23 protein-coding genes are annotated in these 24,933 nt (G+C 71.7%); 2 read left to right on the top strand and 21 right to left on the bottom strand.

What is annotated here, in order from left to right; translation table 11 throughout:
• Positions 1–15: 15 nt before the first annotated feature.
• The 4 genes from purH to purF form a co-directional block, all read right to left on the bottom strand.
• Positions 16–1,596, bottom strand: a complete 1,581-nt coding sequence (gene purH, locus C8N24_RS10115; RefSeq protein WP_121249911.1) for a bifunctional phosphoribosylaminoimidazolecarboxamide formyltransferase/IMP cyclohydrolase — start codon at positions 1,594–1,596, stop codon at positions 16–18.
• An 8-nt stretch (positions 1,597–1,604) separates the two neighbouring features.
• Positions 1,605–2,225, bottom strand: a complete 621-nt coding sequence (gene purN / locus C8N24_RS10120; protein WP_121249912.1) for a phosphoribosylglycinamide formyltransferase — start codon at positions 2,223–2,225, stop codon at positions 1,605–1,607.
• Positions 2,226–2,247: 22 nt separating this feature from the next.
• Positions 2,248–4,113, bottom strand: coding sequence for a RecQ family ATP-dependent DNA helicase (locus C8N24_RS10125; protein ID WP_245971811.1), 1,866 nt, complete (start codon positions 4,111–4,113; stop codon positions 2,248–2,250).
• Positions 4,114–4,188: 75 nt separating this feature from the next.
• Entirely contained in the window at positions 4,189–5,622 is a 1,434-nt protein-coding gene (gene purF, locus C8N24_RS10130; protein ID WP_170178987.1) for an amidophosphoribosyltransferase, read from the bottom strand.
• A 152-nt stretch (positions 5,623–5,774) separates the two neighbouring features.
• Between purF and C8N24_RS10135 the strand changes: the two genes are divergently transcribed.
• Positions 5,775–7,160, top strand: a complete 1,386-nt coding sequence (locus C8N24_RS10135) for an aspartate aminotransferase family protein (protein ID WP_121249914.1) — start codon at positions 5,775–5,777, stop codon at positions 7,158–7,160.
• A 67-nt stretch (positions 7,161–7,227) separates the two neighbouring features.
• Here the strand turns inward: C8N24_RS10135 and C8N24_RS10140 are convergent, their stop codons facing one another.
• From C8N24_RS10140 to C8N24_RS10185, 10 genes are all read right to left on the bottom strand, one after another.
• Positions 7,228–8,856 (bottom strand): LVIVD repeat-containing protein, encoded by a 1,629-nt coding sequence (locus C8N24_RS10140; protein WP_211339914.1) that lies wholly within the window; start codon positions 8,854–8,856, stop codon positions 7,228–7,230.
• A 161-nt stretch (positions 8,857–9,017) separates the two neighbouring features.
• A complete protein-coding gene (gene purL / locus C8N24_RS10145) occupies positions 9,018–11,216 on the bottom strand; it encodes a phosphoribosylformylglycinamidine synthase subunit PurL (protein WP_121249915.1) in 2,199 nt (732 codons plus the stop codon).
• A complete protein-coding gene (gene purQ, locus C8N24_RS10150; RefSeq protein ID WP_121249916.1) occupies positions 11,213–11,899 on the bottom strand; it encodes a phosphoribosylformylglycinamidine synthase subunit PurQ in 687 nt (228 codons plus the stop codon). Before purQ ends, purL begins: the two co-directional genes overlap by 4 nt.
• A complete protein-coding gene (gene purS, locus C8N24_RS10155; RefSeq protein WP_121249917.1) occupies positions 11,883–12,155 on the bottom strand; it encodes a phosphoribosylformylglycinamidine synthase subunit PurS in 273 nt (90 codons plus the stop codon). The genes purQ and purS overlap by 17 nt, the downstream gene beginning before the upstream one ends.
• Positions 12,152–13,009, bottom strand: a complete 858-nt coding sequence (locus tag C8N24_RS10160; protein ID WP_121253105.1) for a phosphoribosylaminoimidazolesuccinocarboxamide synthase — start codon at positions 13,007–13,009, stop codon at positions 12,152–12,154. Before C8N24_RS10160 ends, purS begins: the two co-directional genes overlap by 4 nt.
• A gap of 25 nt (positions 13,010–13,034) precedes the next feature.
• The gene (locus C8N24_RS10165; protein ID WP_147447726.1) at positions 13,035–14,027 is read right to left on the bottom strand and encodes a M24 family metallopeptidase; all 993 of its coding nucleotides are present in this window, start codon (positions 14,025–14,027) and stop codon (positions 13,035–13,037) included.
• A 95-nt stretch (positions 14,028–14,122) separates the two neighbouring features.
• Positions 14,123–15,406 (bottom strand): adenylosuccinate lyase, encoded by a 1,284-nt coding sequence (gene purB, locus C8N24_RS10170; protein ID WP_121249919.1) that lies wholly within the window; start codon positions 15,404–15,406, stop codon positions 14,123–14,125.
• Positions 15,403–15,783 carry a 5-(carboxyamino)imidazole ribonucleotide mutase gene (purE, locus tag C8N24_RS10175; RefSeq protein WP_342794565.1) on the bottom strand — a complete coding sequence of 127 codons (381 nt, stop codon included), beginning with the start codon at positions 15,781–15,783 and terminating at the stop codon, positions 15,403–15,405. Before purE ends, purB begins: the two co-directional genes overlap by 4 nt.
• A 77-nt stretch (positions 15,784–15,860) precedes the next feature.
• Positions 15,861–17,054: a phosphoribosylamine--glycine ligase gene (gene purD / locus C8N24_RS10180; protein ID WP_121249921.1), complete on the bottom strand. Its 1,194-nt coding sequence runs from the start codon at positions 17,052–17,054 to the stop codon at positions 15,861–15,863.
• A complete protein-coding gene (locus tag C8N24_RS10185) occupies positions 17,051–17,332 on the bottom strand; it encodes a GYD domain-containing protein (RefSeq protein WP_121249922.1) in 282 nt (93 codons plus the stop codon). The genes purD and C8N24_RS10185 overlap by 4 nt, the downstream gene beginning before the upstream one ends.
• A gap of 62 nt (positions 17,333–17,394) precedes the next feature.
• Between C8N24_RS10185 and C8N24_RS10190 the strand changes: the two genes are divergently transcribed.
• Positions 17,395–18,090: a hypothetical protein gene (locus tag C8N24_RS10190; protein WP_147447727.1), complete on the top strand. Its 696-nt coding sequence runs from the start codon at positions 17,395–17,397 to the stop codon at positions 18,088–18,090.
• On the opposite strand, the gene clpB is transcribed toward C8N24_RS10190, so the two are convergent.
• From clpB to C8N24_RS10225, 7 genes are read right to left on the bottom strand one after another with little or no spacing between them, the layout of a single operon-like run.
• Entirely contained in the window at positions 18,056–20,620 is a 2,565-nt protein-coding gene (gene clpB, locus C8N24_RS10195) for an ATP-dependent chaperone ClpB (RefSeq protein WP_121249924.1), read from the bottom strand. The two genes, C8N24_RS10190 and clpB, sit on opposite strands and share 35 nt — an antisense overlap.
• A 49-nt stretch (positions 20,621–20,669) precedes the next feature.
• Positions 20,670–20,879, bottom strand: coding sequence for a ferredoxin (locus C8N24_RS10200; protein WP_121249925.1), 210 nt, complete (start codon positions 20,877–20,879; stop codon positions 20,670–20,672).
• Entirely contained in the window at positions 20,876–21,796 is a 921-nt protein-coding gene (locus tag C8N24_RS10205) for an NAD(P)/FAD-dependent oxidoreductase (protein ID WP_121249926.1), read from the bottom strand. The genes C8N24_RS10200 and C8N24_RS10205 overlap by 4 nt, the downstream gene beginning before the upstream one ends.
• Complete coding sequence (locus C8N24_RS10210; RefSeq protein ID WP_170178988.1) at positions 21,793–22,341, bottom strand: ferric reductase-like transmembrane domain-containing protein; 549 nt, start codon at positions 22,339–22,341, stop codon at positions 21,793–21,795. Before C8N24_RS10210 ends, C8N24_RS10205 begins: the two co-directional genes overlap by 4 nt.
• Positions 22,338–23,195 carry an FAD:protein FMN transferase gene (locus tag C8N24_RS10215; RefSeq protein ID WP_121249928.1) on the bottom strand — a complete coding sequence of 286 codons (858 nt, stop codon included), beginning with the start codon at positions 23,193–23,195 and terminating at the stop codon, positions 22,338–22,340. Before C8N24_RS10215 ends, C8N24_RS10210 begins: the two co-directional genes overlap by 4 nt.
• Positions 23,192–23,875, bottom strand: a complete 684-nt coding sequence (locus tag C8N24_RS33860) for a hypothetical protein (protein ID WP_170178989.1) — start codon at positions 23,873–23,875, stop codon at positions 23,192–23,194. Before C8N24_RS33860 ends, C8N24_RS10215 begins: the two co-directional genes overlap by 4 nt.
• A complete protein-coding gene (locus C8N24_RS10225) occupies positions 23,868–24,431 on the bottom strand; it encodes a hypothetical protein (protein ID WP_121249929.1) in 564 nt (187 codons plus the stop codon). Before C8N24_RS10225 ends, C8N24_RS33860 begins: the two co-directional genes overlap by 8 nt.
• Positions 24,432–24,933: the final 502 nt, after the last annotated feature.

Consider the following 24,933-nt stretch of genomic DNA (forward strand, 5'->3'; position numbering starts at 1 on the left):
TGGCCGAGGCTTCGCCTAGTGCTTGAAGTGGCGGCGGTGCGTGAACACCATCGAGATGCCGGCCGCGTCCGCGGCTTCGACGACCTCGTGGTCACGCACCGACCCGCCCGGCTGGATGATCGCCGTGACGCCGGCGTCGATGCCGAGCTGCGGGCCGTCCGGGAACGGGAAGAACGCGTCCGAGGCCATCGCCGCGCCGCGCAGCGACGAGCCGGCGATGCCGGCCTTCTCGATCGCCAGGCGCACCGAGTCCACGCGGGACATCTGGCCGGCGCCGATGCCCACCGACGCGAGGTCGTTCGACAGCACGATCGCGTTCGAGCGGACGTGCTTGCAGACCTTCCAGGCGAACAGCATCTCGCCCCACTCGGCCTCGGTCGGCTTGCGCTCCGTCACGACCTGCATCTCCGTGCGGTCCTCCAGGCCCATGTCGCGGTCCTGCACGAGCAGGCCGCCCATGACGCGCTTGTAGTCACGCTCGGCGATGTTCTGGCGGCGACGCTCGCCGTCCTCGAGGATGCGCATGTTCGGCTTCGTCGCCAGCAGCTCGAGCGCCTCCGGCGTGAACTGCGGCGCCAGGATGACCTCGCAGAACTGCTTGAGCAGCGCCTCGGCGAACTGCTTGTCGACCGGCTTGTTGACCGCGATCACGCCGCCGAAGGCCGACAGCGGGTCGCACGCGAACGCCGCGTGGTAGGCCTCGACGACCGAGCCGCCGACCGCCACGCCGCACGGCGTGTTGTGCTTGATGATCACGCACGCCGGCAGCTCGAACTCCTCCATCAGCAGCCGCGCGGAGTTCAGGTCCAGCACGTTGTTGAAGGACAGCTCCTTGCCGCCGAGCTGCTTGACCATCGAGAGCACGTGCATGCGCGCGCCCGAGTCCGCGTAGTACGCCGCGCGCTGGTGCGGGTTCTCGCCGTACGAGAGGTCGGTGACCTTCTCGTAGGCGGTCATCATCAGGGGCGCGAAGTCGTCCGCCTGCTTCTCGACGAACCAGCGCGAGATCGCGCTGTCGTAGCGGGCCGTGTACGAGAACGCCTCGGCCGCCAGCGACTCGCGCGTGCCCAGCGAGAGCTTGCCCTGGCCGTCCTTGAGCTCCTGCAGCACGGCGTCGTAGGACGCCGGGTTGACGACCACCGCGGAGAACGGGAAGTTCTTCGCCGCGGCGCGGATCATCGTCGGGCCGCCGATGTCGACGTTCTCGATCACCTCGTGGTCCGTGACGCCGCGGCGGCGCGCCGTGGCCTCGAACGGGTAGAGGTTCACGCACACCAGGTCGACGAACTCGATCTCGTGCTCGGTCGCCGTCGCCATGTGCTGCTGGTTGTCGCGCAGCGCGAGCACGCCCGCGTACAGCCGCGGGTGGAGCGTCTTGACGCGGCCGTCCATGATCTCGGGGAAGCCGGTGAAGTCCTCGATCCCGCGGACCTCGAGCCCGGCCTCGCGCAGCGCGGCGGCGGTGCCGCCGGTGGAGATGAGCTCGACGCCGAGCGCCGCGAGCCCCTTCGCGAACTCGACCACACCGGTCTTGTCGGAGACCGAGAGCAGCGCGCGCTGCACCCGGACCTCACCGCGCTGGACGATGGCCTCCATGGGACGATTCATTGAACCTCGACTGAGATGCGGCGGGGGTGTTCAGGATCGGGGCGGACGGCGCCGCGGGCGATCAGGGCGACCGCGGACGTCAGCAGGTCGTGCTCGACCGGATGGAGCCGGGCGCGGATCTCGTCCGCGTCCGTCACGTCCGGCAGCTCGAGCGCGCGTTGCAGGATGACAGGCCCGGAATCCACGCCCTCGTCGACGAAGTGGACGGTGACGCCGAACACCTTCACGCCGTACGCCAGGGCCTGCTCGACCGCGCGGATGCCCGGGAACGCCGGCAGCAGCGCCGGGTGGACGTTGATGACCCGCTGCGGGAACGCGGCGAGGAACGTGGGCGTGACGATCTGCATGTAGCCGGCGAGGACGACGAGCTCCACGCCCTCCGAGCGCAGCCACTGCGCCATCGCCGTGTCCCGCGCCTCGCGGTCCGGGAAGTCGGCTCCCGGGAAGGTGGCCGTCGCGATCCCGAGCGCCTCCGCGCGCGCCAGGGCCCGCGCGCCCGGCTTGTCCGAGCCGACGGCGACGACGTCGGCCTCGCGGCCGTGCACGCGGTCGAGGATGGCCTGGAGGTTGGAGCCGGTGCCCGACGCGAGGACCCCGACGCGGAAGCGGTCGGTCATGAGGCCGATCAGTATGGGGCGCTCACGCGACCGCCAGCTTGGGGAAGCGGTCGCCCTCCGCGCGTAGCTGCCCGGTCTCCAGCAGCGTGTCTATCGCTGCCAGCACATCCTCCGCGCGCCGGTCCCGATACGCCCCGTAGAACGGCAGGCCGTCGTAGGAGTGCTTGGCGATGCCCTTCGTGCGCGCGCCGCGCAGCACCTCGACGCAGCGCCCGCGCCCGACCCGCGGCTGCGCCGCCGCGACCACCTGCAGGATCGCGCCTTCGAGGTCGGCCGACGGCGCGAGCGTCGACTGCCGCGCCAGCCGCTCCGGGACGGGCGGGACGAGCGCCGGATCGCACACGTCGCAGCACGCGCCCTCCCGCGCCAGCACCGCCCGGTCGCCGAAGTGGCGCAGGATGCCCTGCCGCCGGCAGCCCTCGCTCTCGACCCACGCCCACACGGCGCGGTACTGGCGCCAGCGCTGCCGCGTGCCCTCCTGCGTCGCCGCGCGGCACGCGGCCAGCGTGGCGCGGTCCCAGACGCCGACGATCCGGCCCGCGACCCGGTCCGGCCCCGACGGCGCCGGCTGGACCACGCCGGCCCGCGCCATGTAGCCGACGATCGCCCGGACCGCCTCCTCGTCGCCCTCGGCCTGTGCCAGGTCGTTCATGTGCAGGTTGAAGCGCGGCGGCGACCCTTCCGCCGACCGCACGATCGTCCGTGCGACGTGCTTGAGCTGGTCGTCGTCGATCTCCGCGCGCTCGATGAAGAACACGTGCAGGCCCTTGTCGCGTTCGGTCGAGAACAGCAGCGCGCGCGCCGGCCGCCCGTCCCGCCCCGCACGGCCCGCCTCCTGGTAGTAGGCCTCGATCGACGACGGCACCGACTCGTGGCAGACCGTACGCACGTCGGCCTTGTCCACGCCCATCCCGAACGCGTTGGTGGCGACCACCACGGGCGCCGAGCCGTCCATGAAGCGCCGCTGCACGTCCGCGCGCACGTCCCGCGGCAGCCCCGCGTGGTAGGCGACCACCTCCACGCCCAGCTCGTAGCCGAGCCGATCCGACAGCCGCTCGCACTCCGCCCGGGTTCCGGCGTAGACGATCGCCGGCAGCGCGTCCGGCTCACCCAGCACGGCGGCGATCCGCTCGCCCACCGCCTCCTTGCGCGCGCACGGCACGACCGCGAAGGAGAGGTTCGGCCGGTCGAACCCCGTCGCCACGTGCACCGGCTCGCGCAGCCCGAGCCGCACGACGATGTCCCGCGCCACCTCGGGCGTGGCCGTGGCGGTGGACGCGATGATCGCCTCGGCGCCGAGCCAGCGCGCGGCGTCCGCCAAGCGGAAGTAGTCGGGCCGGAAGTCGTGCCCCCATTGGGACACGCAGTGCGCCTCGTCGACCACGAACAGGCCGATCCGCGCCTCCCGCAGGCGCTCGAGGAAGCCGGGTGAGGAGAAGCGCTCCGGCGCGACGTACAGCACCCGCACCCGGCCGGAGATCGCCCCGTCCAGCGCGCGCCGGTTCGCCGCCGCGTCCTGCTGGCCATTGACCAGCGCCACCCGCCCCGGCGCGACCGCCTCCAGCGCCTCCACTTGGTCCTGCATCAGCGAGACCAGCGGCGACACGACCAGCGTCAGGTCCGACCGCAGCAGCGCCGGCAGCTGGTAGCAGAGCGACTTGCCCGAGCCGGTGGGCATGACCACCAGGACGTCCCGGCCGTCACGGGCCGCGACCACCGCCTCGCGCTGCCCGGGCCGGAAGCCCGGGAAGCCGAACGCGTCCCGCAGCGCGGAGTCCACGTCCGGAGACGACAACACCGGCACCGCCGGCACCCGCCCGTCCGCCTCGCCCAGGTCGAACCCGAGCTGTGGAGGCGGAGGCGGATCTTCAAGCCAGGCGAGCGACATCCGGACCGGCGACATTAGCCCCCGCACCGGACGCTTCCCCGCTCATTGCGCAGTTTTGTTGCAGACTGCGCGCGTCTAGCTACGAACGAGCGGCAGCGCGTGCTCGAAGGCGTCCTTGGCGGACTCCCCCACGAGCGGGTAGACGCCGGAGAAGCAGGCGTCGCAGTGCGCCTCGCGCTCTCCGTCGATCGCCTCGTACACGCCTTCCAGCGACAGGTACGCGAGCGAGTCGGCGCCCAGCTCGGCGGCCACCTCGGCCTCCGTGCGGTTGTGGGCGATCATCTCCTCGCGCGTCGACATGTCGATGCCGTAGTGGCACGGGTGCTTGATCGGCGGCGCGGAGATGCGCATGTGCACCTCGGTGGCGCCCGCGTCACGCAACATCTGGACGATCTGCCGCGTCGTGTTGCCGCGCACGATCGAGTCGTCCACGACGACGATGCGCTTGCCCGCGACCACCTCGGGCAGCGGGTTGAACTTCAGCCGCAGGCCGTGCTTGCGCAGCTCCTGGCCGGGCTGGATGAAGGTGCGGGCGACGTAGCGGTTCTTGATCAGGCCGTCGTCCTGCGGGAGGCCGGAGGCGCGCGCGAAGCCGCGGGCCGCGGGCCCGCCCGAGTCCGGCACGGGGATCACCAGGTCGGCCTCGACCGGCGCTTCGCGGGCGAGGATCTCGCCCATCCGACCGCGGGAGACCTGGATGACCCGGCCGCCCAGACGCGAGTCCGGGCGGGCGAAGTAGATGTGCTCGAAGACGCACAGCGCCGACCGCGGCGACTCGACCGCCTGGCGCGTCTGGAGGCCCTTCTCGGTGATCGAGACGACCTCGCCCGGCTGGACGTCACGCAGGAACTTCGCGCCGATGATGTCGAACGCGCACGACTCGGAGGCCACGCAGTACGTGTCGCCGATCATGCCGAGCGACAGCGGGCGCAGGCCGAGCGGGTCACGGAAGGCGACCACGCGGTCCTTGGTCATCACGACGGTCGAGTAGGCGCCCTCGACGCGCTGGAGCACGTCGACGACGGCGTCCTCGATCGTGTCGGCCTCGTGCGTGGACAGCAGCGCGGCGATGATCTCGGAGTCCGACGTCGAGCGGAACGTGACGCCGGCCTGGCGCAGCTCCGTGTGCAGCTCGACGACGTTGACCAGGTTGCCGTTGTGCGCCAGCGCGATCTCGCGCTTGTCCGAGCGCCAGACGGGCTGCGTGTTCTCCCACGAGTTCGCGCCCGTGGTCGAGTAGCGGACGTGGCCGAGCGCCATGTCGCCCTGCAGGGCGCGCAGCTTGGACTCGTCGAACACCTGATTGACCAGGCCCTGGTCGCGCATGGCCATGATGTGGCCACCCTGCTGCGTCGCGATGCCGGCAGATTCCTGCCCGCGGTGCTGCAACGCGTACAGCGCGAAGTACGTCAGGCGCGAGACTTCGCGGCCTGGCGCAACGATTCCGAAGACGCCACACTCATCGCGCGGGCCATCACGGTCATCCAAGAAAGATTCAGAGGCAGGCACTGGGGTCCGGTCGGCGGGGATGGACCTTGCGCTCTGAGGCTAGCAACCGCGACGGCGTCCGATGGTCAAGAAAAGGCTAGGCTCCATTGACCTTTCGTCGTTGTTGGCGTGGCCACGCACAACGACCAGTCCGAACCAGGAACGGGATAACCATGGCCACCGACGCACCTGTCCAGATCCCTCGTCAGCGCATCTCCGAGCTGATCGAGCGTGAGGAGAAGCAGCTCAACGAGCGCACCCAGCGCTCCAACGAGATGTACCAGCGCGCCCAGGTCCACCTGTCCGGCGGCGTCGCGTCGTCGTACCAGCTGCGCGACCCCTGGCCGATCTACCTCGAGCGCGGGTCCGGCCCGAAGGTCTGGGACGTCGACGGCAACGAGATGTGGGACTTCCACAACGGGTTCGGCTCGATGGTCCAGGGCCACGCCCACCCGGCGATCGGCGCGGCGATCAACGCCCGCTACTCGTCCGGCACGCACTTCGCCGCGCCGACCGAGGACGCGATCGCGGTCGGCGACGAGCTCGCGCGCCGCTGGGGCCTGCCGAAGTGGCGCTTCACGAACTCCGGCTCGGAGTCCACGATGGACGCGATCCGGATCGCGCGCGGCACCACGGGTCGAGAGACCGTCGTGAAGATCTTCGGCTCCTATCACGGCCACCACGACGGCGTGATGGTCTCGATCGGCGTCGAGTACGACAAGATCGGCGACCACGAGAACCTCGCCTCGCTGCCGTACGGTGCGGGCATCCCGCAGGCCGTCGTCGACCTCACGATCCCCGTGCCGTTCAACGACGCGGGCGCGATGGAGCGCCGGATCGAGCGCCTCACGGAGGAGGGCCGCAAGCCCGCCTGCGTGATCATGGAGCCGGCGATGATGAACCTCGGCGTCGTGCTCCCCGAGCCCGGCTACCTCGAGGCGGTCCGCGACATCACCCGCCGCCACGGGATCATCCTGATCTTCGACGAGGTCAAGACCGGCCTGTGCATCGCGGCGGGCGGCGCGACGGAGCGCTTCGGCGTCACGCCCGACCTCGTCACGCTCGCCAAGGCGCTCGGCGGCGGCACGCCGATCGGCGCGATCGGCGGCACCGAGGAGGCCATGGCCGCCGTCGAGGACGGCTCGGTCTACCAGGTGGGCACGTACAACGGCAACCCGCTCGGCATGGCCGCCACCAAGGCGAACCTGCTCGAGGTGCTCACGCCGGAGGCCTACAAGCACCTGGACGCGCTCAACGAGCGCATCCTCGCCGGCTGCGAGGCCGTGATCCGCAAGCACAACCTGCCCGGCTACTCGGTCGGCGTCGGCTCCAAGGGCTGCGTCACGTTCTCGGCCAACAAGATCGTCGACTACGAGACGTTCAAGGCCAACCAGGACTCCGATCTGTCCGAGCTGGCGTGGCTCTACAACATGAACCGCGGCATCTTCATGACGCCGGGTCGCGAGGAGGAGTGGACGCTGAGCGTCACGCACGACGACGTGTCGGTCGACACGTACGTCCAGGTCTTCGAGGCGATGGCCGACGACCTGATGGCCTAGCCGGCCAGGTGCGACCGTAACCAGCGAGGGCCCGGCGCATGCCGGGCCCTCGCTGCGTTGCAGGCCGCTAGAAGACCGGCAGCAGGCAGAGCCCGCCGGTGCTCGGGTCCGCCACCCACTGCTTGGCGGCGACGTTCTTCAGGTAGGCGACCTGCGCCTTGGACATCGCCGGCGCGTTGACCTCCTTCGCCTTGCTGGACGCCGCCTTGGCGCCCGGCTTGAGCTTGAGGATGTCCACACCGCGGGCGGCGTCGGCGGTGTAGATGTAGCCGCCCTCGTTGTAGGACGCCCACACGTTGCCGCCGTCGGGGCGGAAGTAGGCGATCTGGATCGGCTTCGCCGGGTTCGAGATGTCGAGGATGCGCGTGCCCTGGCCGTACCAGCCGTACGTCACGATCGAGCCGTCGACGTCGAAGTAGTGCGCCGAGCAGGAGCCGAGGTTGTAGACCGTGCCCTCGTTGTCGGCCGGGGCCCACGAGCCGACGGCCTCCATCCGGAACGGCTTCTCCGGCGTCGAGCGCCAGCCCTCGCCGTTGTAGGAGCCCTTCAGCGACGAGATCGTGAACTTGCCCTCGTCGCGGCACGCGTTCGCGCCCGCGCCGAACCACTCCTCGGTGCCGAGCAGGAGCTCGCCCTTGAGGTAGCGCCAGTCGGTCCGCGGCGCGTTGAGCCCGACCGGCCGCCAGCTGTTGTGCATCCAGCCGCCCGCGTTGCCGTCGGGCAGCGGTGACAGCTGGGAGACGCCGGGGTTGAACTTCTCGCTCGTGGTCGTCGGCGAGAGGCCGCCGCCGGCGTACGGCACCGGGTCGATCGGCGTCGCGCGGCGGATCTTGCCCTGCACCGGATCCCAGTGGACGCCGTCGGTCCAGTAGCCGCGCGTGCCGCCGAGGCCCGCGACCCAGGCGATGCCGAGGTCGTCGACGTCGACGTCGTGCGCGTAGGCGGTGACGCCGTCCTGGCGGAAGAGGTCGACCGGCTTCTGCGGGTAGGAGACCGGGTTCTTCGGGTCACGCAGGTCGGTCGCGATGATCGGGCGGCCACCCAGCCAGCCCGCCTGCTCCTGCTTGGTGGTCGGGGCCGGGCCGCCGGTCCACAGCCACTCGCAGTCGTTGACGCAGGACGTCGTGTGCCCCGTCGGCAGCTCCTTGAACGAGAGCAGCTTCAGGTCGGCCGGGTTCTTGGCGTCGACCACGTAGACGCCGGCGATGTTGGTCGCGCCGTTCGGATCGGCATCGCCCGGCGAGCGGGTCGTGGAGCCACGGAACGCGCGCGGGTCGCGTGACAGCAGCGCGAGCTTGCGCTTGGAGTCGACGTCCATGTCCTCGTTCTGCCAGAACGTCGACGTCGGGTTCGACGCCGAGTACGGCGGGTCACCCGGGAGGCGCAGCTCCTCGGAGGTGATCTCGTCGAGGAACTTCGGCTTCGCCGGGTCGGACAGGTCGTACGTCTTGAGGCCGAAGCGGCCCGTGACGAGCATGACGGTCTGGCCCTTGTCCCGCCCCTTGCCGACACCGGGCTTGTCGAACCAGTCCCAGATCCAGTCGAAGCGACCGTGACCGCGGTCCTTCTTCCCATAGGTCATGAAGTTGATCGCCGTGGCGTTCTTGGCCTCCGGCACGTTGCCGACCAGCTCCATGTTCTTGATCGCGCCGGCCGGCTGCTCGACCTGCGCCTGCGCCGGTGCGGCGGCGGCCACCGCCATCGCAGCTCCCACTGCCAGCGGCGCCAAAGCCTTGATACCCCTCACTCGCCCTCCCTCAAGGGTCGAAACAACAAGGTGAAGGGCGTGACCCTACAAAGCTGAGCGCTGGATGAGAAATGTTCACCGGCCGTTGTGACAACGGCCGGTGACACGAATCAATGCAGGAGGTCCGCGAGCCCGCCCGAGAAGGCGCGCTCGAGGTCCGCGACCGGCAGGCTGATGGCGCCCTCGATGATCAGCGCGTCGCCGCCGACCTCGCCGATCACCGTCGCGGCGGCGCCGAAGGCGGTGATCGCGTCCGCCGGGCCGGTGACGATGAACGCGCCGGGCCCCTCGCCGAACAGGTCGTCGAGGCGGCCGACGGTCGCGCCGAGGCCGCTGTGGATCGCCGATTCGGCCAGCGCGACCGCAACGCCACCCTCGGCCACGTCGTGCGCCGAGCTCAGCGAGCCCGCCCGCACGGCCTGCCGGATGGCGGCGTGCAGCGCCTTCAGCTCGCCGAGGTCGACCGCCGGCAGCGGCCCCTCGACGGCCTCGCCGCGCAGCTTCGACAGCTCGGAGGCGGCGTTGGACGGCGCCCACGAGTCGGCCGAGACGATCGCGATCACGTCACCGGCGTTCTGGAACGCCAGGCGGCCGGAGCGGCGGGCGTCGGGCAGCTCGCCGACCAGGCCGACGACCGGCGTCGGGTAGATCGGCCCCTCGCTGCCCTCGTTGTAGAGCGACACGTTGCCGCCCACGACCGGGATGCCGAACGCGCGGCACGCGTCGCCGAGCCCGGCGATCGCCCGCGAGAACTGCCACGCGATGTGCGGCTTCTCGGGGTTGCCGAAGTTCAGGCAGTTGGTCAGGCCGAGCGGCTCCGCGCCGACGCAGGCGAGGTTCGCGCTGCACTCGAGCACGGCCTCGACCGCACCTCGGTACGGATCGGCGGCCACGCGGCGGCCGTTGCCGTCGATCGAGACCGCGATCGCGGGCTTGGGGCCGTCGTCGTCCTTGCTCGGCGACAGCGCCGTGAGGCGGTCGTCGTGCTTGGGGTCCGGCAGCAGCAACACGGCCGCGTCGGCCTGCTCGGGCCGGCGGACCGTGCGCGAGCCGACGAGCGCGTCGTACTGCTCGAACACGGGCGTGCGCGACGCCAGGTTCGCGGAGCCGAGCAGCGCGAGCAGGATCTCGGCCGGGTCCTCGCTGTCGAGCAGCCGCGGCGGCACCGGGTAGATCGGCGTCGCGGGCTCGGCGGGCTCGAGCTCGTACGTCGGGCACTCGTCGACGAGCGCCTCGACCGGCAGGTCGCCGACCAGCTCGTCCCCGTCGAAGACGCGCAGGCGGCGCGTGTCCGTGACCTCGCCGATGGCGGTCGCGTTGACCTCCCACTTGGCGCACACGTCCAGCACTTCCTGCACGCGCTCGGGCTCGACGACACACAGCATGCGCTCCTGGGACTCCGAGATCATGATCTCGAAGGCCTCCATGTCCTGCTCGCGCAGCGGCACGCGCCGCACGTGCAGGTCCAGCCCGACCTCACCCTTCGCCGCCATCTCGGCGCTCGAGGACGTCAGGCCGGCGGCGCCCAGGTCCTGCAGCGCCACGAGCAGCTTGCGGTCCAGCAGCTCGAGCGAGCACTCGAGGAGCTTCTTCTCCTCGAACGGGTCGCCGATCTGCACGGTCGGGCGCTTCTCCATGTCCACGTCGAGCTCGGCGCTCGCCAGCACGGAGGCGCCGCCGATGCCGTCGCGCCCGGTGCGCGCGCCGAACAGCACGACGACGTTGCCGACGCCCGCCGCGGCGGACTTGATCAGCTCGTCCGTCTCGATCAGGCCGACCGCCATCGCGTTGACCAGGCAGTTCGTCTCGTACGGGCCCTCGAAGTAGATCTCGCCGCCGACGGTGGCGATGCCGATCGAGTTGCCGTAGTGGCCGATGCCCGCGACGGCGTGCTCGAGCAGGTAGCGGGAGCGGGCGCTCTCGCCCACCTCGCCGAAGCGGAGCGAGTCCAGGATCGCGATCGGCCGCGCGCCGATGGCGAAGATGTCGCGCAGGATGCCGCCGACGCCGGTCGCGGCGCCCTGGAAGGGCTCGACCGCGCTCGGGTGGTTGTGCGACTCGACCTTGAACGCGCACGACAGGCCGTTGCCCACGTCCACGGCGCCCGCGTTCTCGCCCGGGCCCATCACGAGCCGCGGACCCTCGGTCGGGAGCGTCTTCAACAGCGGCCGCGAGTGCTTGTAGCCGCAGTGCTCGGACCACATCAGCGAGAAGACGGCCAGCTCGACCTCGTTGGGCTCGCGGCCCATCTTCTCGACGATCAGGTCGTACTCGTAGTCGGTGAGCCCCAGCTCGCGATGCCTGCTCATGCCGGGACCGCCGCCGCGGACGCGAACAGCTTCAGGCCGTCCGCGGAGCCCGTGAGCGGGTCGACCGCGTGCTCGGGGTGCGGCATCAGGCCGACCACGTTGCCCGCCGCGTTCGACACGCCCGCGATGTCCCGCACGGAGCCGTTGAAGTTGTGGCCCGGGGCGTACTTGAGCACCACCTGGCCGTTGGCCTCCAGCTCGTCGAGCGTCGCGTCGGGCGCGTAGTAGCGGCCCGTCGTGTGCTTGGCGGGAATCGACAGGACGTCGCCGACCGCGGTCACGTTCGTCCAGGAGGTGCTCGCGTTGACGACCTCGAGGTCCACCTGCCGGCAGGTGAACTTCAGCGACGTGTTCGGGAGCAGCGCGCCGGGCAGCAGGCCCGCCTCGCACAGCACCTGGAAGCCGTTGCAGATGCCGAGCACGAGTCCGCCGTCGGCGGCGAACGTCTCGACCTCGGCCATCACCGGCGCGAAGCGCGCGACGGCGCCGACCCGCAGGTGGTCGCCGTAGGAGAACCCACCGGGGACGATGACGGCGTCGACGCCCTTCAGGTCCGCGTCGGCGTGCCAGAGGATCTCCGCGTCACCGACGCGGGAAGCCGCCAGGTACGCGTCGACCTCGTCGCACGTGCCTGGGAACCGCACCACACCGAACTTCACTCCGCGGTTACCTCCGCGGGGCATCCGGCCCCGCGTTCTGATTTTGGCCAGTGGCTTCCGGCCACTGGATTTGGTAGTCCTCGATGAGCGGATTCGCCAGCAGCTTCTCGCACATGGCGGGCAGCTGCGACTCGTCCTCCACGTCCAGCTCGACCAGGCGGCCGACGTGCACGTTGGTGACGCCCTCGAAGCCGAGCGCCGGCAGCGCCCGCTCGACGGTCTGGCCCTGGGGATCGAGGATCCCCGCCTTGGGCCGGATCAGCACGCGGACGCGGCTCACGCGACCCGGTCCAGCCACGCGTTGAAGGACTCGCCGCTGAGCTTCTCGTAGGCCGTCACGTACCGCTCGCGCGTCTGCGCGACCACGTCGTCCGGGATCGGCGGCGCGGGCGGGTTCTTGTCCCAGCCGCTGTTCGTCGCCCAGTCGCGGACGTACTGCTTGTCGAACGACGGCTGGCCCTTGCCGACCTCGTAGGAGTCGACCGGCCAGAAGCGCGAGGAGTCCGGCGTGCAGACCTCGTCGCCGAGCGTCAGGACGCCGTTCTCATCCAGGCCGAGCTCGAACTTCGTGTCGGCGAGGATGACGCCGCGCTCACGCGCGTACTCGGCGACGGCCTTGTAGACCGCGATCGAGACGTCGCGCACCTGGGCCGCGAGCTCCTCCGAGCCGAGCAGCTTGACCGTCTCGGCGAAGTCGATCGCCTCGTCGTGGCCCACTTCGGCCTTCGTCGACGGCGTGTAGAGCGGCTCCGGGAACTGCTCGGACTCCTGCAGCCCCTCGGGCAGCTCGATGCCCGAGATGGCGCCGGTGTTCTTGTAGTCCTTCCAGCCCGAGCCCGTGATGTAGCCGCGGACGATGCACTCGACCGGCAGCATCTTGAGCTTGCGCACGCGCAGGCCGCGGCCGCGGAACTCCTCCGGCACGCCGTCGGTGGCGCTCAGGAAGTGGTTGGGGACGATGTCCTTGGTCAGTCCGAACCAGAGCACCGAGAGGCCCGTGAGGACCTTCCCCTTGTCGGGGATCGGCGTGGGATGGACGGCGTCATAGGTCGAGATCCGGTCGGAGGCGACCATCAGCAGGTCGCCGCCGAGGTCGTACATGTCCCGGACCTTGCCCGAATGCAGCAGCGGCAGCGTGGTCACGGGCAATCAGCCTACTTCACAGGTCGTACGGGAACCGGGTGATGATCTCGTAGCCGTCCTCGGTCACGAGCACGAGGTCCTCGAGCCGGCAGCCGCCGAACCCGCGCCGGTAGCACCCGGGCTCCACCGTCACGACCTCGCCCGCGAGCAGGTCGTCGCCGAGGCGGCCCATGAACGGGCGCTCGTGCACCTCCAGGCCGACGCCGTGGCCGAGCCCGTGGAAGTAGCCGTCCTCGAGGACCGTGCCCGGCTCCTTGCTGAGCTGGGTCGGGTGGCCCGCCTCGATGTACGGCTCGGCGGAGCGCTCGAACAGCGTGCGGCCGTTGGCGCCGGCCTTCAGCTCGGCGTACACGCGCTGCAGTGAGTCCTTCGTCAGGCGCCAGTACTCGGCCAGCTCCTCCGGCGGCTCGCCACCGCCCGCCACGAACGTCCGGGTCATGTCGGCGTAGCAGCGCGAGGTCTTGTCGCGCGGCCAGATGTCGACCACCACCGGCTCACCGGCGCCGATCCGGCCGGAGCCCGAGTCGTGCCCGATCGCCGACTGCGCGCCGTGCGAGACGATCGCGTCGTCTGAGAGCTCGCAGCCGTGCGCTTCGCAGACCGCGGCCATCGCGCGCCGGACCTCCTCGGAGGTGAGCCCGTCGCGCAGCTCGTGGATGAGGTCGCGGGCGACGCCCATCGCCGCGTCGGCGGCCGCCTGCGCCCGCCGGATGCCGTCCAGCTCCGACGCCGACTTCACACGCCGGCGCTGGACGAACTCGTCCTCGTCGATCTTGATCTCGATGCCCGCCGCGCGGAAGTAGTCGGCGAGGAAGACCGGGAAGTCGGGCGGGACGCGCGCGGTCTCGATGTCCAGCTTGCGCGCGGCGCGCAGGCACACCTCGGCCTCGATCGCGAGCCGGTCCCAGCCCTGGGCGATCAGGTCGTCCTGCCCGAGCGCCTGCGGGTCGATCGTCTCGATGCCGTGCGGCGTGACGCTGTGCGCGTCCAGCACGGACACGGTCGCCACGCGGCGGCCGTCGTTCTCCAGGTACAGGAACGGGTCGCCGATGCCCGCGGGGATCTCGTGGAACAGCGTGGCCGAGACCTCGGGGGCGCCGTAGATCAGGACGGCGGGGATGGGATCACCTCCAGGCGCTGCAGGACGGTCGGGACGTGGCGGATGTAGTACCCGTAGTCGAACACGGCGTCCAGGTCGAGGTCGACGCCCTCCTCGGCCTCCAGCAGCTGGCGCAGCGGCGTGCGCGTATCCCAGGCCTGCTGGCCGAGGCGCTGCACGATCCGGTACGCGTCGTCACGCTGCAGGCCCGACTCGACGAGCGCCAGCAGCACACGCTGCGAGAACAACGCGCCGGAGGTGATCTCCAGGTTGGCCAGCATGCGGTCGGCGTGGACGACCATGCCGCGCACCAGGCGCAGCGCCAGCGCCTGCATCTGGTCGAGCAGGATGGTGCTGTCCGGGAGGATGATCCGCTCGGCGGAGGAGTGCGAGATGTCGCGCTCGTGCCACAGCGCGACGTTCTCGAGCGCCGCCTGGGCGTTGCCACGCAGCACCCGCGAGAGGCCGGTGATGCGCTCGGAGACGACCGGGTTGCGCTTGTGCGGCATCGCCGACGAGCCCTTCTGGCCCTTGCCGAACGGCTCCTCGACCTCGCGCACCTCGGTGCGCTGCAGGTGGCGGATCTCGGTCGCGAAGCGCTCCAGGCCGGCGCCGGCGAGGGCGATCGCCGACAGCAGCTCCGCGTGCCGGTCACGCGGGACGACCTGTGTGGAGACCGGCTCCGTCTTGAGCCCGAGGTTCGCGGCGACGCGCTCCTCGTACTCGGGGCCGAGCGTCGCGAACGTCCCGACGGCTCCGGAGATCGCCGCGGTGATCTGGTCGAACGCGCGCTCCAGGCGCTCCGCGTTGCGGTGCGCCTCCAGCGCGTAGCCCGCGAGCTTGAGGCCGAACGAGGTCGGCTCGGCGTGCACGCCGTGCGTGCGGCCGACGCTCAGCGTGTCCGCGTGCTCGCGCGCCTTCTCGGCCAGCTCCCAGGCCAGCGTGCGCTGGGCGGGGACGAGCAGCTCGCCCGCGCGCCGGAGCTGCAGGGCGAGGCCCGTGTCGACGACGTCCGAGGACGTCAGCCCGTAGTGGATCCAGCGACCGGCCGGGCCGGCGGACGCCGCCAGGACGTCCACGAACGCGGCCGTGTCGTGGTCCAGGATCTTCTCGCGCTCGTTGATCGCGTCGACCGTGAAGGTCGCGGCACGAATCGCTTCGAGCTCCGCCTCGGTGGGGCCGTCGGTCAGTGCTTCAGCGGCGGCGACCTCAACGTCGCGCATGGCGCCGAAGCGCGCTTCATCAGTCCAGACGGCCCCGATCTCAGGGCGGGTATAGCGAGCGATCACACGTTCAGTATGCGAGCCGCCAGTGCCGCAGCGTTCTTGGGGTTGTCGACGCCGACCGTCGCCACCGGGACGCCCGGGGGCATCTGGGCGATCGACAGGAGGGCGTCGAGGCCGCCGGCGACGGTCATCGACGACGTGAGCGGCACGCCGATCACGGGGAGGTCGGTGTGCGCCGCGACCACGCCCGGGAGCGCGGCGGCGAGGCCGGCGCCGGCGATGATCACCTTCAGACCCCGCATGCGTGCGTTCTTGGCGTACTCGGCGACCATGTCGGGGTCGCGATGGGCGGACATCACGCGGATCTCGTTGAGGATCCCGCGGTCGGTCAGCTCCTTCGCGGCCTTCTCCATAACCGGCATGTCGGACTTGGAGCCCATGACGATGCCGACGACCGGCGCATCCACCGGCAGGGCTTCGAGTTCGGTTTCCAGCTGCGTCTCGGTGGTCGGTTCAGTCATCGCGCGATATCTCGTCTGTAGGTCTTGCCAGGGAAGTCGATCTTGTCCGCCGCAGCATAGGCAGCGGCGCGGGCGGCCTCCCGGTCGGAGCCGAGCGCCGTGACGTTCAGGACGCGTCCGCCCGCGGTGACGATGGCGCCGTCCTCCGTGGCGGTGCCCGCGTGGGTGACCTCGGCGTCGGCCGCGTCGAGCCCGGTGATCACGTCGCCGGACGACGAGGTGGCCGGGTAGCCGCGGGAGGCGAGCACGACGGTCACGCACGCGCGCTCGTCCCACTCGAGCTCGACGCCGCTCAGGCCGCCGGGCGTGGTCGCGCGCACGAACAGGTCGAGGATGTCCGACTTCAGGCGCGGGAGGACGACCTGCGTCTCCGGGTCGCCGAAGCGGACGTTGAACTCGAGCGTCGACGGGCCGTCCTCGGTGAGCATCAGGCCCGCGTAGAGGACGCCGTGGAAGGGCGTCCCGCGCCGCTTGAGCTCGTCCACCACCGGCTGCAGAATGCGCACGCGCACGTCCTCGATCAGCTCGGGCGTGGCGCCGTCGACCGGCGAGTAGGCGCCCATGCCGCCCGTGTTGGGGCCGGTGTCGCCCTCGCCGATGCGCTTGAAGTCACGCGCCGGGGCGAGCGGGATGGCGTTCTCGCCGTCGCACAGCGCCAGGACCGAGAGCTCGGTGCCCTGGAGGAACTCCTCGACGACGACGGGCACCTCGCCGAAGCGCTGCTCGACGAGCATCTCCTCCAGCGCGGCGCGCGCCTCGGCCTCGTCGCCCGCGATCACGACGCCCTTGCCGGCGGCGAGGCCGTCGGCCTTGATCACCGTGGGGTAGCGGGCGATGGCGCCGAGCCCGGCCTCGACGCTGTGGACGACCGTGTACGCAGCGGTCGGGACCCCCGCGGCGATCATCACCTCCTTGGCGTGCGCCTTGGAGCCTTCGAGCTGAGCGGCGGCCGCGCTGGGACCGAAGACCGGCACCGGGCAGTCGTCGGCGAAGCCCGCGACCAGCGGCGCCTCCGGGCCGACGACGACGAGGTCGAAACCGTCGAGCTTGTTCGGATCGTGGTACGGGGCGTCGGCCGCGATCCCGGCGTTGCCGGGCGCGCAGAAGACCTCAGGCGCCTGGGGCGAGCGCTTGAGCGCCCGCACGATGGCGTGTTCGCGGCCTCCGCCGCCGATGACAAGAACCTTCACAGGGCAGCGATGAAATCATCAATCGGAATCGCGATCAGCGTTTCGTACCGACCGGACCCCCGCGATCCCAGCTCCAGCGAGATCCGCGCCATCGTCGTGTCGTCGGGCGCCTCGATCACGTTCACGAAGTCGAACGAGCCCAGGGTCGCCCACTGCGCCTTGACCTCGGCGCCGAGCTGCTGCACCTCGCGGTTGACCTCGCGGATGCGGCTCGGGTTGTTCTTGACGGTCTGGACTCCCTCAGGCGTGAGCGTCGAAAGCATGATGTAGGTCGGCACAGCGTCCTCCTCGATGAGTTCTGTGAACCTTCTACCGAACCTCCGTCGCCCATGCCGTGTTCATGACGTCGATGTTCCTGCGCACCACCGCCACCGCCACCGCCCTTTTCGCCCTGCTCGCCGGGTCGGCTTCCGCCGCGACCCTGACGCGGCCGCTCGACCCGTGCTACGTCGTCGCCACGGAGGCGCAACGGCAGAGCGTGCTGGTCGAGGCGGAGGGCTTCACACCGTTCAGCAAGGTCGACATCTTCGTCGACGAGGTGCTGCAGGACCAGCCGCCGACGCTCTGGGACGGGAAGATCTCGGGCCGCGTGCTGGCGCCCTGGAGCGAGGTCGGCCAGCGCGCGTTCACGCTGCGCGTGTCCGAGCCCGCCAAGCCGGAGAACACGATCGAGGCGACGTCGCTGGTGACGCGGCTGTCGGTGCAGCAGTCGCCGTCCCGGGCGCGGACGGCCGACCGCGTGCGCTTCCGCGGCAGCGGCTTCCTGCAGGCGGGCCTGCCCGTGTACGCGCACTACGTGTTCGCCGGCAAGGCGCGCAAGACCGTCAAGCTCAACGTGCCGCAGGGTCCCTGCGGCACGTTCTCGGTCAAACGCCGGCAGTTCCCGTTCAAGAACAGCCCGCGCGTGGGCGTGTGGACGATCTGGTTCGATCAGAACCCGCGCTACGACCCGAAGGCGGCCGGCACGCGGGTTCCGATGACCATCAAGGTGCGTCGGACCACTAAGCAGGGGTCGGCGTCTTCGCTTCCTCGCTGACGCGCACGCGGGTGAACCGCAGCGCGCCGTCCTCCGCGTCGACCTCGACGTGGTCGCCGGCGGCGTACTCGTTCTTGAGCAGGCCGAGCGCCATCGGGTCCACGAGGTACTTGGAGATCACGCGCTTGAGCGGGCGCGCGCCGTACGCCGGGTCGTAGCCGAGGTCGCCCAGCAGGTCGCGGGCCGCGTCCGTGAGGGCGACGTCCACGCCCCGCTCGGCCACACGCACGATCAGGCGGGCGACCTGGAGGTCGACGATCTCGCGCAGCTGCTCGCGGGAGAGCGGCTCGAACTCGACGATGTCGTCCAGGCGGTTGACGAACTCCGGCTTGAAGTTGGCCTCCACGCCGGCGCGGCCGCCCGGGATGTTCGAGGTCATGATCAGGACGGTGTTCTTGAAGTCCACCGTGCGGCCCTGGCCGTCGGTGAGGCGGCCGTCGTCGAACACCTGCAGGAGGATGTTGAAGACGTCGTTGTGCGCCTTCTCGATCTCGTCCAGGAGCACGACGGAGTACGGCCGACGGCGCACCGCCTCGGTCAGCTGGCCGCCCTCCTCGTAGCCGACGTAGCCGGGAGGCGCACCGACGAGCCGGGCCACGGAGTGCTTCTCCATGTACTCGGACATGTCGATCCGGATCATCGCGTCCTGGCTGTCGAACATGAACTCGGCGAGCGCGCGGGCGAGCTCGGTCTTGCCGACGCCGGTCGGGCCCAGGAACAGGAACGTGCCGATCGGGCGGTCGGGGTCGCTCAGGCCCGCCCGTGAGCGGCGCAGGGCGTCGGACACGGCCGTGACGGCCTCGTGCTGGCCGATGACGCGCTGGTGCAGGCGCTCCTCCATGTGGATGAGCTTCTCCACCTCGCCCTCGACCAGGCGGGACACCGGGATGCCCGTCCACTTGCCGACGACCTCGGCGATCTCGTCGACGTCGACGCGCTCGGACAGGTAGACCGGCGGCTCGTAGCTCTCCGCGGGGCGGCTCTCGGCGTCCGCGAGCTTGGCCTCGAGGTCCGGGATCTCGCCGTGGCGCAGCTCGGCGGCGCGCTGGTAGTTGAGCTCGCGCTCGGCGCGCTCGAGCTCGCGGCGCGCCTCGTCGAGGCGCTCGCGCAGCTTGCCGTGGCCCTCGGCCTGCTCCTTCTCGCGCTCCCACTGGGCGCGCATGGCGTTGGCCTGCTCGCGCAGGTCGCCGAGCTCGCGCTCGATCTCGGCCTTGCGCTCGGCCGCGGTGTCGTCCTTGCCGACGGCGACCTGCTCGATCTCGAGCTGCTTGATGCGGCGCTCGACCTCGTCGATCTCGGTCGGGACGGAGGACAGCTCGATGCTGACGCGGCTGGCCGCCTCGTCCACGAGGTCGATGGCCTTGTCGGGCAGGAAGCGGTCGGCGATGTAGCGGTCGCTGAGCGTGGCGGCGGCGATCAGGGCGGCGTCGGTGATCGTGACGCCGTGGTGCGCCTCGTAGCGCTCCTTCAGGCCACGCAGGATCGCGATCGTGCCCTCGAGGGTGGGCTCGCCGACGTAGATCGGCTGGAAGCGGCGCTCGAGCGCGGCGTCCTTCTCGACGTGCTTCTTGTACTCGTCGAGCGTGGTCGCGCCGACCGCGCGCAGCTCGCCGCGGGCGAGCATCGGCTTGAGCAGCTGGGACGCGTCGACCGCGCCCTCCGCCGCGCCCGCGCCGACGATCGTGTGCAGCTCGTCCATGAACAGGATGATCTGGCCCTCGGCGTCCGCGATCTCCTTCAGGACCGCCTTCAGGCGCTCCTCGAACTCACCGCGGTACTTGGAGCCGGCCAGCAGCGCGCCGATATCCAAGGAGATGACCTTGCGGTCCTTGAGGGACTCGGGGATGTCGCCGGAGACGATCCGCTGGGCGAGGCCCTCGGCGATCGCGGTCTTGCCGACGCCCGGCTCGCCGATCAGCACCGGGTTGTTCTTGGTGCGGCGGCTGAGGACCTGGATGACGCGGCGGATCTCGTCGTCGCGGCCGATGACCGGGTCCAGCTTGCCGTCCTCGGCGTCGGCGGTGAGGTCGCGGCCGAACTTCTGCAGCGCCTGGTACTTGTCCTCGGGGCTCTGGTCGGTGACGCGGTGCGGGCCGCGCACCTGCTCGATCGCGGTCGTGAGCGCCTTGTGCGTGGCGCCGTTGCGGTTGAGCGACTTGGCGGCCTCGCCGCCCTGGGCGGCGGCCAGCGCGAGCAGGATGTGCTCGGTGGAGATGTACTCGTCGCGCAGCTTGCCGGCCTCGCGCTCGGCGAGGCGCAGGACGTCCATCAGCTCGCGGCTGGTGGTCGGCTCCTTCGCGCCGGCGGTGATGGTCGGCAGCTGGTTGAGCGCCTGCTCGACCTCGCCCTTGATCGTCTCGGGCCGCGCGCCCAGCTTGCGCAGGACGGGCACGACGACGGACTCGGGCTGCTCGAGCAGCGCGACGAGCAGGTGCTCGGGCTGCGTCTCGGTGTGGTTGCGGGCGGCGGCGACCGCGATGGCGGCCTGCAGCGCCTCCTGGGACTTGATCGTGAAGCGGTCGGCTTGCATGTGGTCCTAAATCTCAGTCGGGTTGACTGAGATATTAGCTGCCGCACCCCTACGGATCAACCTCAATTCCGCTCGCCGCTTCGAGGAGGATGATCGCGCCGGCGGGGCAGGCGCGCGCCGCTTGCCGCAGCTGCTCGTCGGTCCCGGGGGCGTGCTGCTCCGCGACGTCCCCTTCGAGGATGAACACGTTCGGCGCGACGTGGACGCAATCGCCGTGGCCGAGGCAGGCGGCGTCGTCGATCTGGGCGATGAGGGTCATGCGGCCTCCTTGAGGGCTTGGCGTGCCTGGCGCACGCGGTGCGGTTCGTTGAGCAGGACGACGGCGCTGAGCCGGCCGGCGCGGCTGTAGGTCAGGTCCCCGTTGGGCGTCGCGTCGCGGGGGTCGCCGACGCGCTGGATGCGGACGCCGTGCTGGTCGGACCAGACGAGCGGCGCCGGCTCGGGCTTGGGCTGCAGGCCGAGCATGCGGCGGGCGGCGCTCTGCCCCTGCGTGACGGCCGCCTCCCAGTGGGCGCTGCCGGTGACGTCCCCGGCGTGGAAGACGTTCGGGCCGGTCGCGGTCCAGTTCGGCCTGACGCCGACCGCGACGAGGATCGTGTCGGCGTTCAGCGGCCCGGTATTGGGGTTGCCCAGCCGCAGCTCGACGCCGTTGTCCTCGTGCAGGCGCCGGAGGTGGTGGCCGCCGCCCGGGCCCATCAGGGCGTCGAACGGGTTCGGGTCGAGGTCGATCAGCGTGGTGCGGATGCCGCGCGCGACGGCGGCGGACGCGACCTCCTGGCCGATCAGGCCGGCGCCGACGATCGCGAGGTGGCGCGTGGTGGTGAGCGCCTCGTCGAGGGCGATCGCGTCCTCGCGGGTGCGCAGGGTGTGCGCGTGCGGGAAGGCGTCCAGCGTGATCGGCGTGGCGCCGGTGGCGATCAACGCCGTGTCGTAGGTGAGCGCGTGGAGGTCGGTGACCCGCTGTTGGCGGAAGTCGACGTCGTGGTCGCGGTACCAGCGGTCCGGCTTGAGGCGGACGTCCGGCCGCTCGCCCTTGAGGAAGGCCTTCGAGAGCGGCGGGCGGTCGTAGGGCAGCTCGTCGCCGTACATGGCGATCGGGCCGTCGTGGCCGAGGGCGCGCAGGGTCTCCGCGCAGCGTTGCGCGGCGAGTCCGGCGCCGATCAGGACGACTCTCATGCGGTGGCCCCCTTCGGGCGAGGTCTCTTGGCCAGGCGCGCGAGGAGCAGCGCGGCGGCGGGGACGGCCGTCGCGAGCATGAACGCGCGCAGCCAGGACGAGCCGGCGTCGGTGCCGGCCCCGAGCGTGTGGATCAGGCCGAGGACGTAGACGACCGGCGTGGCGCGGTGCAGCTTGCGCCAGCGCTTGCCGCCGATGCGGCGGCGGGCGTAGAAGCTCAGGCCGAGCGCCGCGGCCAGGTAGCCGGCGATGATGCCGAGGCCGACGTAGACCGGCTTGAAGTCGATCACGAACGGGATCGCGATGCCGGCGACGCCGGGCTCGAGGAAGCCGTCGCCGAGCAGGGCGAGGCCGTGCACGGCGATCGCGATCAGGGAAGCGAGCGCCGTCTGCTCGTGGATGGCGACGAGCGCTCGGCGGCGCTGCGGTGGTCCCCCGAGGCCGGCGGCGAGCGTGAGGCCGATCAGAACCGACGTGGCGACCAGCAGGAGCGCCACGACGCCTGCGGAGCGGCTGACGAGCCAGAGCTCGTGACCTTCTGTCATGCGTGGATCACCGATCCGTCGTCGAGGATGAACAGGCCGCCGTGGCGGCGGAGCCATCGGTGTGCGTGATCGGGGCCGCTGAGCAGCGCGGCCTTGGCGAGCGTGTCCGCCTCGGCGGCGGTGGGCGCGAGCGCCGTGGTGCCGATCACGCCCGTCCACGCGGGTTCGCGCGTGGCGGGGTCGAGGATGTGGTGGCGCGGCGTGCCGTCGGGCGCGCGCCACAGGCGGCGGTCGACGCCCGACGTGGCGACCGCCTGATCCTGGAGTTGCAGGGTCTCGACCGTCTCGCCCGTGAGCGGGTGCCGGACGTTGACCGCGAACGCGCCGGAGACGCGCAGGTCGCCGCCGCAGTCGATCGCCCAGCGGCCGCCGTTGAGGCGCAACGCGAGCATGTCGACCGCGAGGCCCTTGCCGATCCCGCCCGTGTCGAGCTGGAGACCCGGCGGGCGGCGGATCGAGTGGTCGGTGACCTCGACGCGCGTCCACGCGCTGCCGGGAGTGGCGGGCGCGCGCGGCGGGGCTTGGTCGAGCGCGTCCTCGAGCGGCAGCTCGGGGTCGCGACGCGTGCGGTCGTACCCGTTCGCCTCGAGCGCCTGGGTGAGCGTCGGGTCGACGAGCCCGCTCGTGAGCTCGGCGGCCACGAGCCCGGCGGACACCGCGGCGCGCAGCAGCGCCGACGCCTCGACCTCCGCGTGCGGGCTCGCGTTCAGCCGCGACAGCTCGCTCTCCGGCCGGAACCGCGAGAGCGCGCGATCGAAGTCGTGCAGGAACTCCTGGCACGCGAGCGCCGTGGCCTCGTCCGCGACCACGAGCCGCACCGTCGTGCCCATGCAGTCGAACGACCGGTCCGTCATGACGAGCGCGTCTCCAACGGGGCGGGAGCCGGCGCCGCGGGCGCGGGCGCGGGTGCCGGGGCGGGCGCGGCCGGTGCGGGCGCCGCGGCCGACCCCGACGACGCAGGCGCGGACGGCGCCGTCGTCTGCGGCTGCGCCGGCGGCGTGGCGCCCCGCCGCGGCCGGTGCTCGACGATCCGCGTGACGATCACCCGCCGGACGACGACCTGCCGTGGCGCCTGCGGTGCCGCCGCCACGAGCTGCGGCTCGCCCTTGCCGATCGCCGGGTCCGCCCCCGCTCGCATCTGAAACGCGAGCAGCGCGACGATCACGAAGAACGTGCCGAGCGAGGCCGCGACGACCGGGAAGGCGCTGGGCTTCTTGATCGGCCGCCGCGCGGCGCGCGGCGAAGCGCCCGGTGCGGTGCGCGGCGGAGGCGCGTCGGGATCGGAAGCGGCCGGACCGGCTGCTGGGACTGGGGGTGGCACCGGCCCGGCCACTTGGTGACGCGCCGAGCCCGCGCCGGCGGGCTCGTCGCCGGCCGCGCCCACGATGGGGTCGGCGGCGGCGGGCGTCGAGGACTCGTGCTCGCGAGCGCCCGCGGCGGCGCGCGGCGCGCTCGTGGGCAGCGGCGGCAGCTTCTGCGTCGGCGCTTCGCTGCGCTCGGGGCGGGGCGGCTCGTCCCAGCGGCGGTCAGTCATCGTCGTCGTCTCCGCCGCGCCCACGGCCGCGTCCGCGGCCCGAGTCGCCATCGCCGTCGTCGTCGCCGCCCCGGCCGCGGCCGTGGCCCGAACCGTCGTCGTCGCCCCGGCCGCCGCCGTGGCGCGAGTCGTCGTCGCCGCCTCGGCCGCGCTCGTGGCCCGAGTCGTCGCCCTCGCTGCCCCGGCCGCGGCTGCGGCTCGAGTCGTCGTCGCCGCTGTCCCGGCCGCGGCTGCGGCTCGAGTCGTCGTCGCCGCTGCGGGCGGACCGGGCGGCGGGTGCCGGCGCGGGGGCGGCCGGGGCGCTCGTGCGCGGCGCGGAGGACGCGCCCGTGCCGCCACTGGTGGAGGACGACGATGCGTCGCCGTCGCGGCGGACGACGTGGACGGTGCGGCGGATCGTCTTGGTCCGCACCTCGGGGGTCGGGGTCGCGGACGGCGTGGCCGCCGCGATCGTCGGCCGCGGCGGCGTGGACGGCAGGGCGACCGCCGCCACGGCGACGCCGCCGAGCGCCGACAGCAGGGCGACGGCGACGATGACGGGGGTGCGCAGGCTCATGCCACACACCATCGGCTCCGGTCACCCAAGCGGCGGGTAGGCGAAGGGAAAGCTTTGGCAAAAGGTGCCATGACCGCCCACGAAGGCCCAGCCGTGCAGGGGGGGTGGGCCGGGGAAGTTTCGCTATTGGAAAGCCAGCCGGCCCACCCCTCGCGAAACCGGTCCTCGCCCTACAAGACGGGGAACGCGAACCGCGTTCCACAGTCCGGGGAACCTGGCTCACCCGCACAAGAGCGCGCCGGTCGCGACGGGTCAAGCAACTCGCCGCGAAGCGCGAGTTGCTTGACGCGGCGCCAGACGGTGTGCTCAGCCGTTCCCGCGGCCGCGCTAGTCGTCCCCGCCTCGACCCCGGCCTCGGCCTCGGCCTCTCCCGCGGCCGGAGTCGTCGTCCCCGCCAGAGCCCGAGTCATCGTCGACCGTGGGCGTCGGCACCGCCGTGCGCGTCGGCCGCGGCGTCGCGGTCCTCGTCGGCCGCGGCGTCGCCGTCCGAGTCGGCCGCGGA

It is taken from the genome of Solirubrobacter pauli (genome assembly GCF_003633755.1).
Classification (GTDB): Bacteria; Actinomycetota; Thermoleophilia; order Solirubrobacterales; family Solirubrobacteraceae; genus Solirubrobacter; species Solirubrobacter pauli.

Excerpts from the sequence above, each read along its gene's own strand:
- C8N24_RS10205 (WP_121249926.1), bottom strand. The coding sequence starts at position 21,796 with ATGAGAGTCGTCCTGATCGGCGCCGGACTCGCCGCGCAACGCTGCGCG.
- purN (WP_121249912.1), bottom strand. The coding sequence starts at position 2,225 with ATGACCGACCGCTTCCGCGTCGGGGTCCTCGCGTCGGGCACCGGCTCC.
- C8N24_RS10225 (WP_121249929.1), bottom strand. The coding sequence starts at position 24,431 with ATGAGCCTGCGCACCCCCGTCATCGTCGCCGTCGCCCTGCTGTCGGCG.
- purE (WP_342794565.1), bottom strand. The coding sequence starts at position 15,783 with ATGGGCTCCAAGTCCGACATGCCGGTTATGGAGAAGGCCGCGAAGGAG.
- C8N24_RS10135 (WP_121249914.1), top strand. The coding sequence starts at position 5,775 with ATGGCCACCGACGCACCTGTCCAGATCCCTCGTCAGCGCATCTCCGAG.
- C8N24_RS10210 (WP_170178988.1), bottom strand. The coding sequence starts at position 22,341 with ATGACAGAAGGTCACGAGCTCTGGCTCGTCAGCCGCTCCGCAGGCGTC.
- C8N24_RS10215 (WP_121249928.1), bottom strand. The coding sequence starts at position 23,195 with ATGACGGACCGGTCGTTCGACTGCATGGGCACGACGGTGCGGCTCGTG.
- purL (WP_121249915.1), bottom strand. The coding sequence starts at position 11,216 with ATGAGCAGGCATCGCGAGCTGGGGCTCACCGACTACGAGTACGACCTG.
- C8N24_RS10125 (WP_245971811.1), bottom strand. The coding sequence starts at position 4,113 with ATGTCGCTCGCCTGGCTTGAAGATCCGCCTCCGCCTCCACAGCTCGGG.
- C8N24_RS33860 (WP_170178989.1), bottom strand. The coding sequence starts at position 23,875 with ATGACTGACCGCCGCTGGGACGAGCCGCCCCGCCCCGAGCGCAGCGAA.
- purQ (WP_121249916.1), bottom strand. The coding sequence starts at position 11,899 with ATGCCCCGCGGAGGTAACCGCGGAGTGAAGTTCGGTGTGGTGCGGTTC.
- C8N24_RS10200 (WP_121249925.1), bottom strand. The coding sequence starts at position 20,879 with ATGACCCTCATCGCCCAGATCGACGACGCCGCCTGCCTCGGCCACGGC.
- purH (WP_121249911.1), bottom strand. The coding sequence starts at position 1,596 with ATGGAGGCCATCGTCCAGCGCGGTGAGGTCCGGGTGCAGCGCGCGCTG.
- clpB (WP_121249924.1), bottom strand. The coding sequence starts at position 20,620 with ATGCAAGCCGACCGCTTCACGATCAAGTCCCAGGAGGCGCTGCAGGCC.
- C8N24_RS10190 (WP_147447727.1), top strand. The coding sequence starts at position 17,395 with ATGACGTCGATGTTCCTGCGCACCACCGCCACCGCCACCGCCCTTTTC.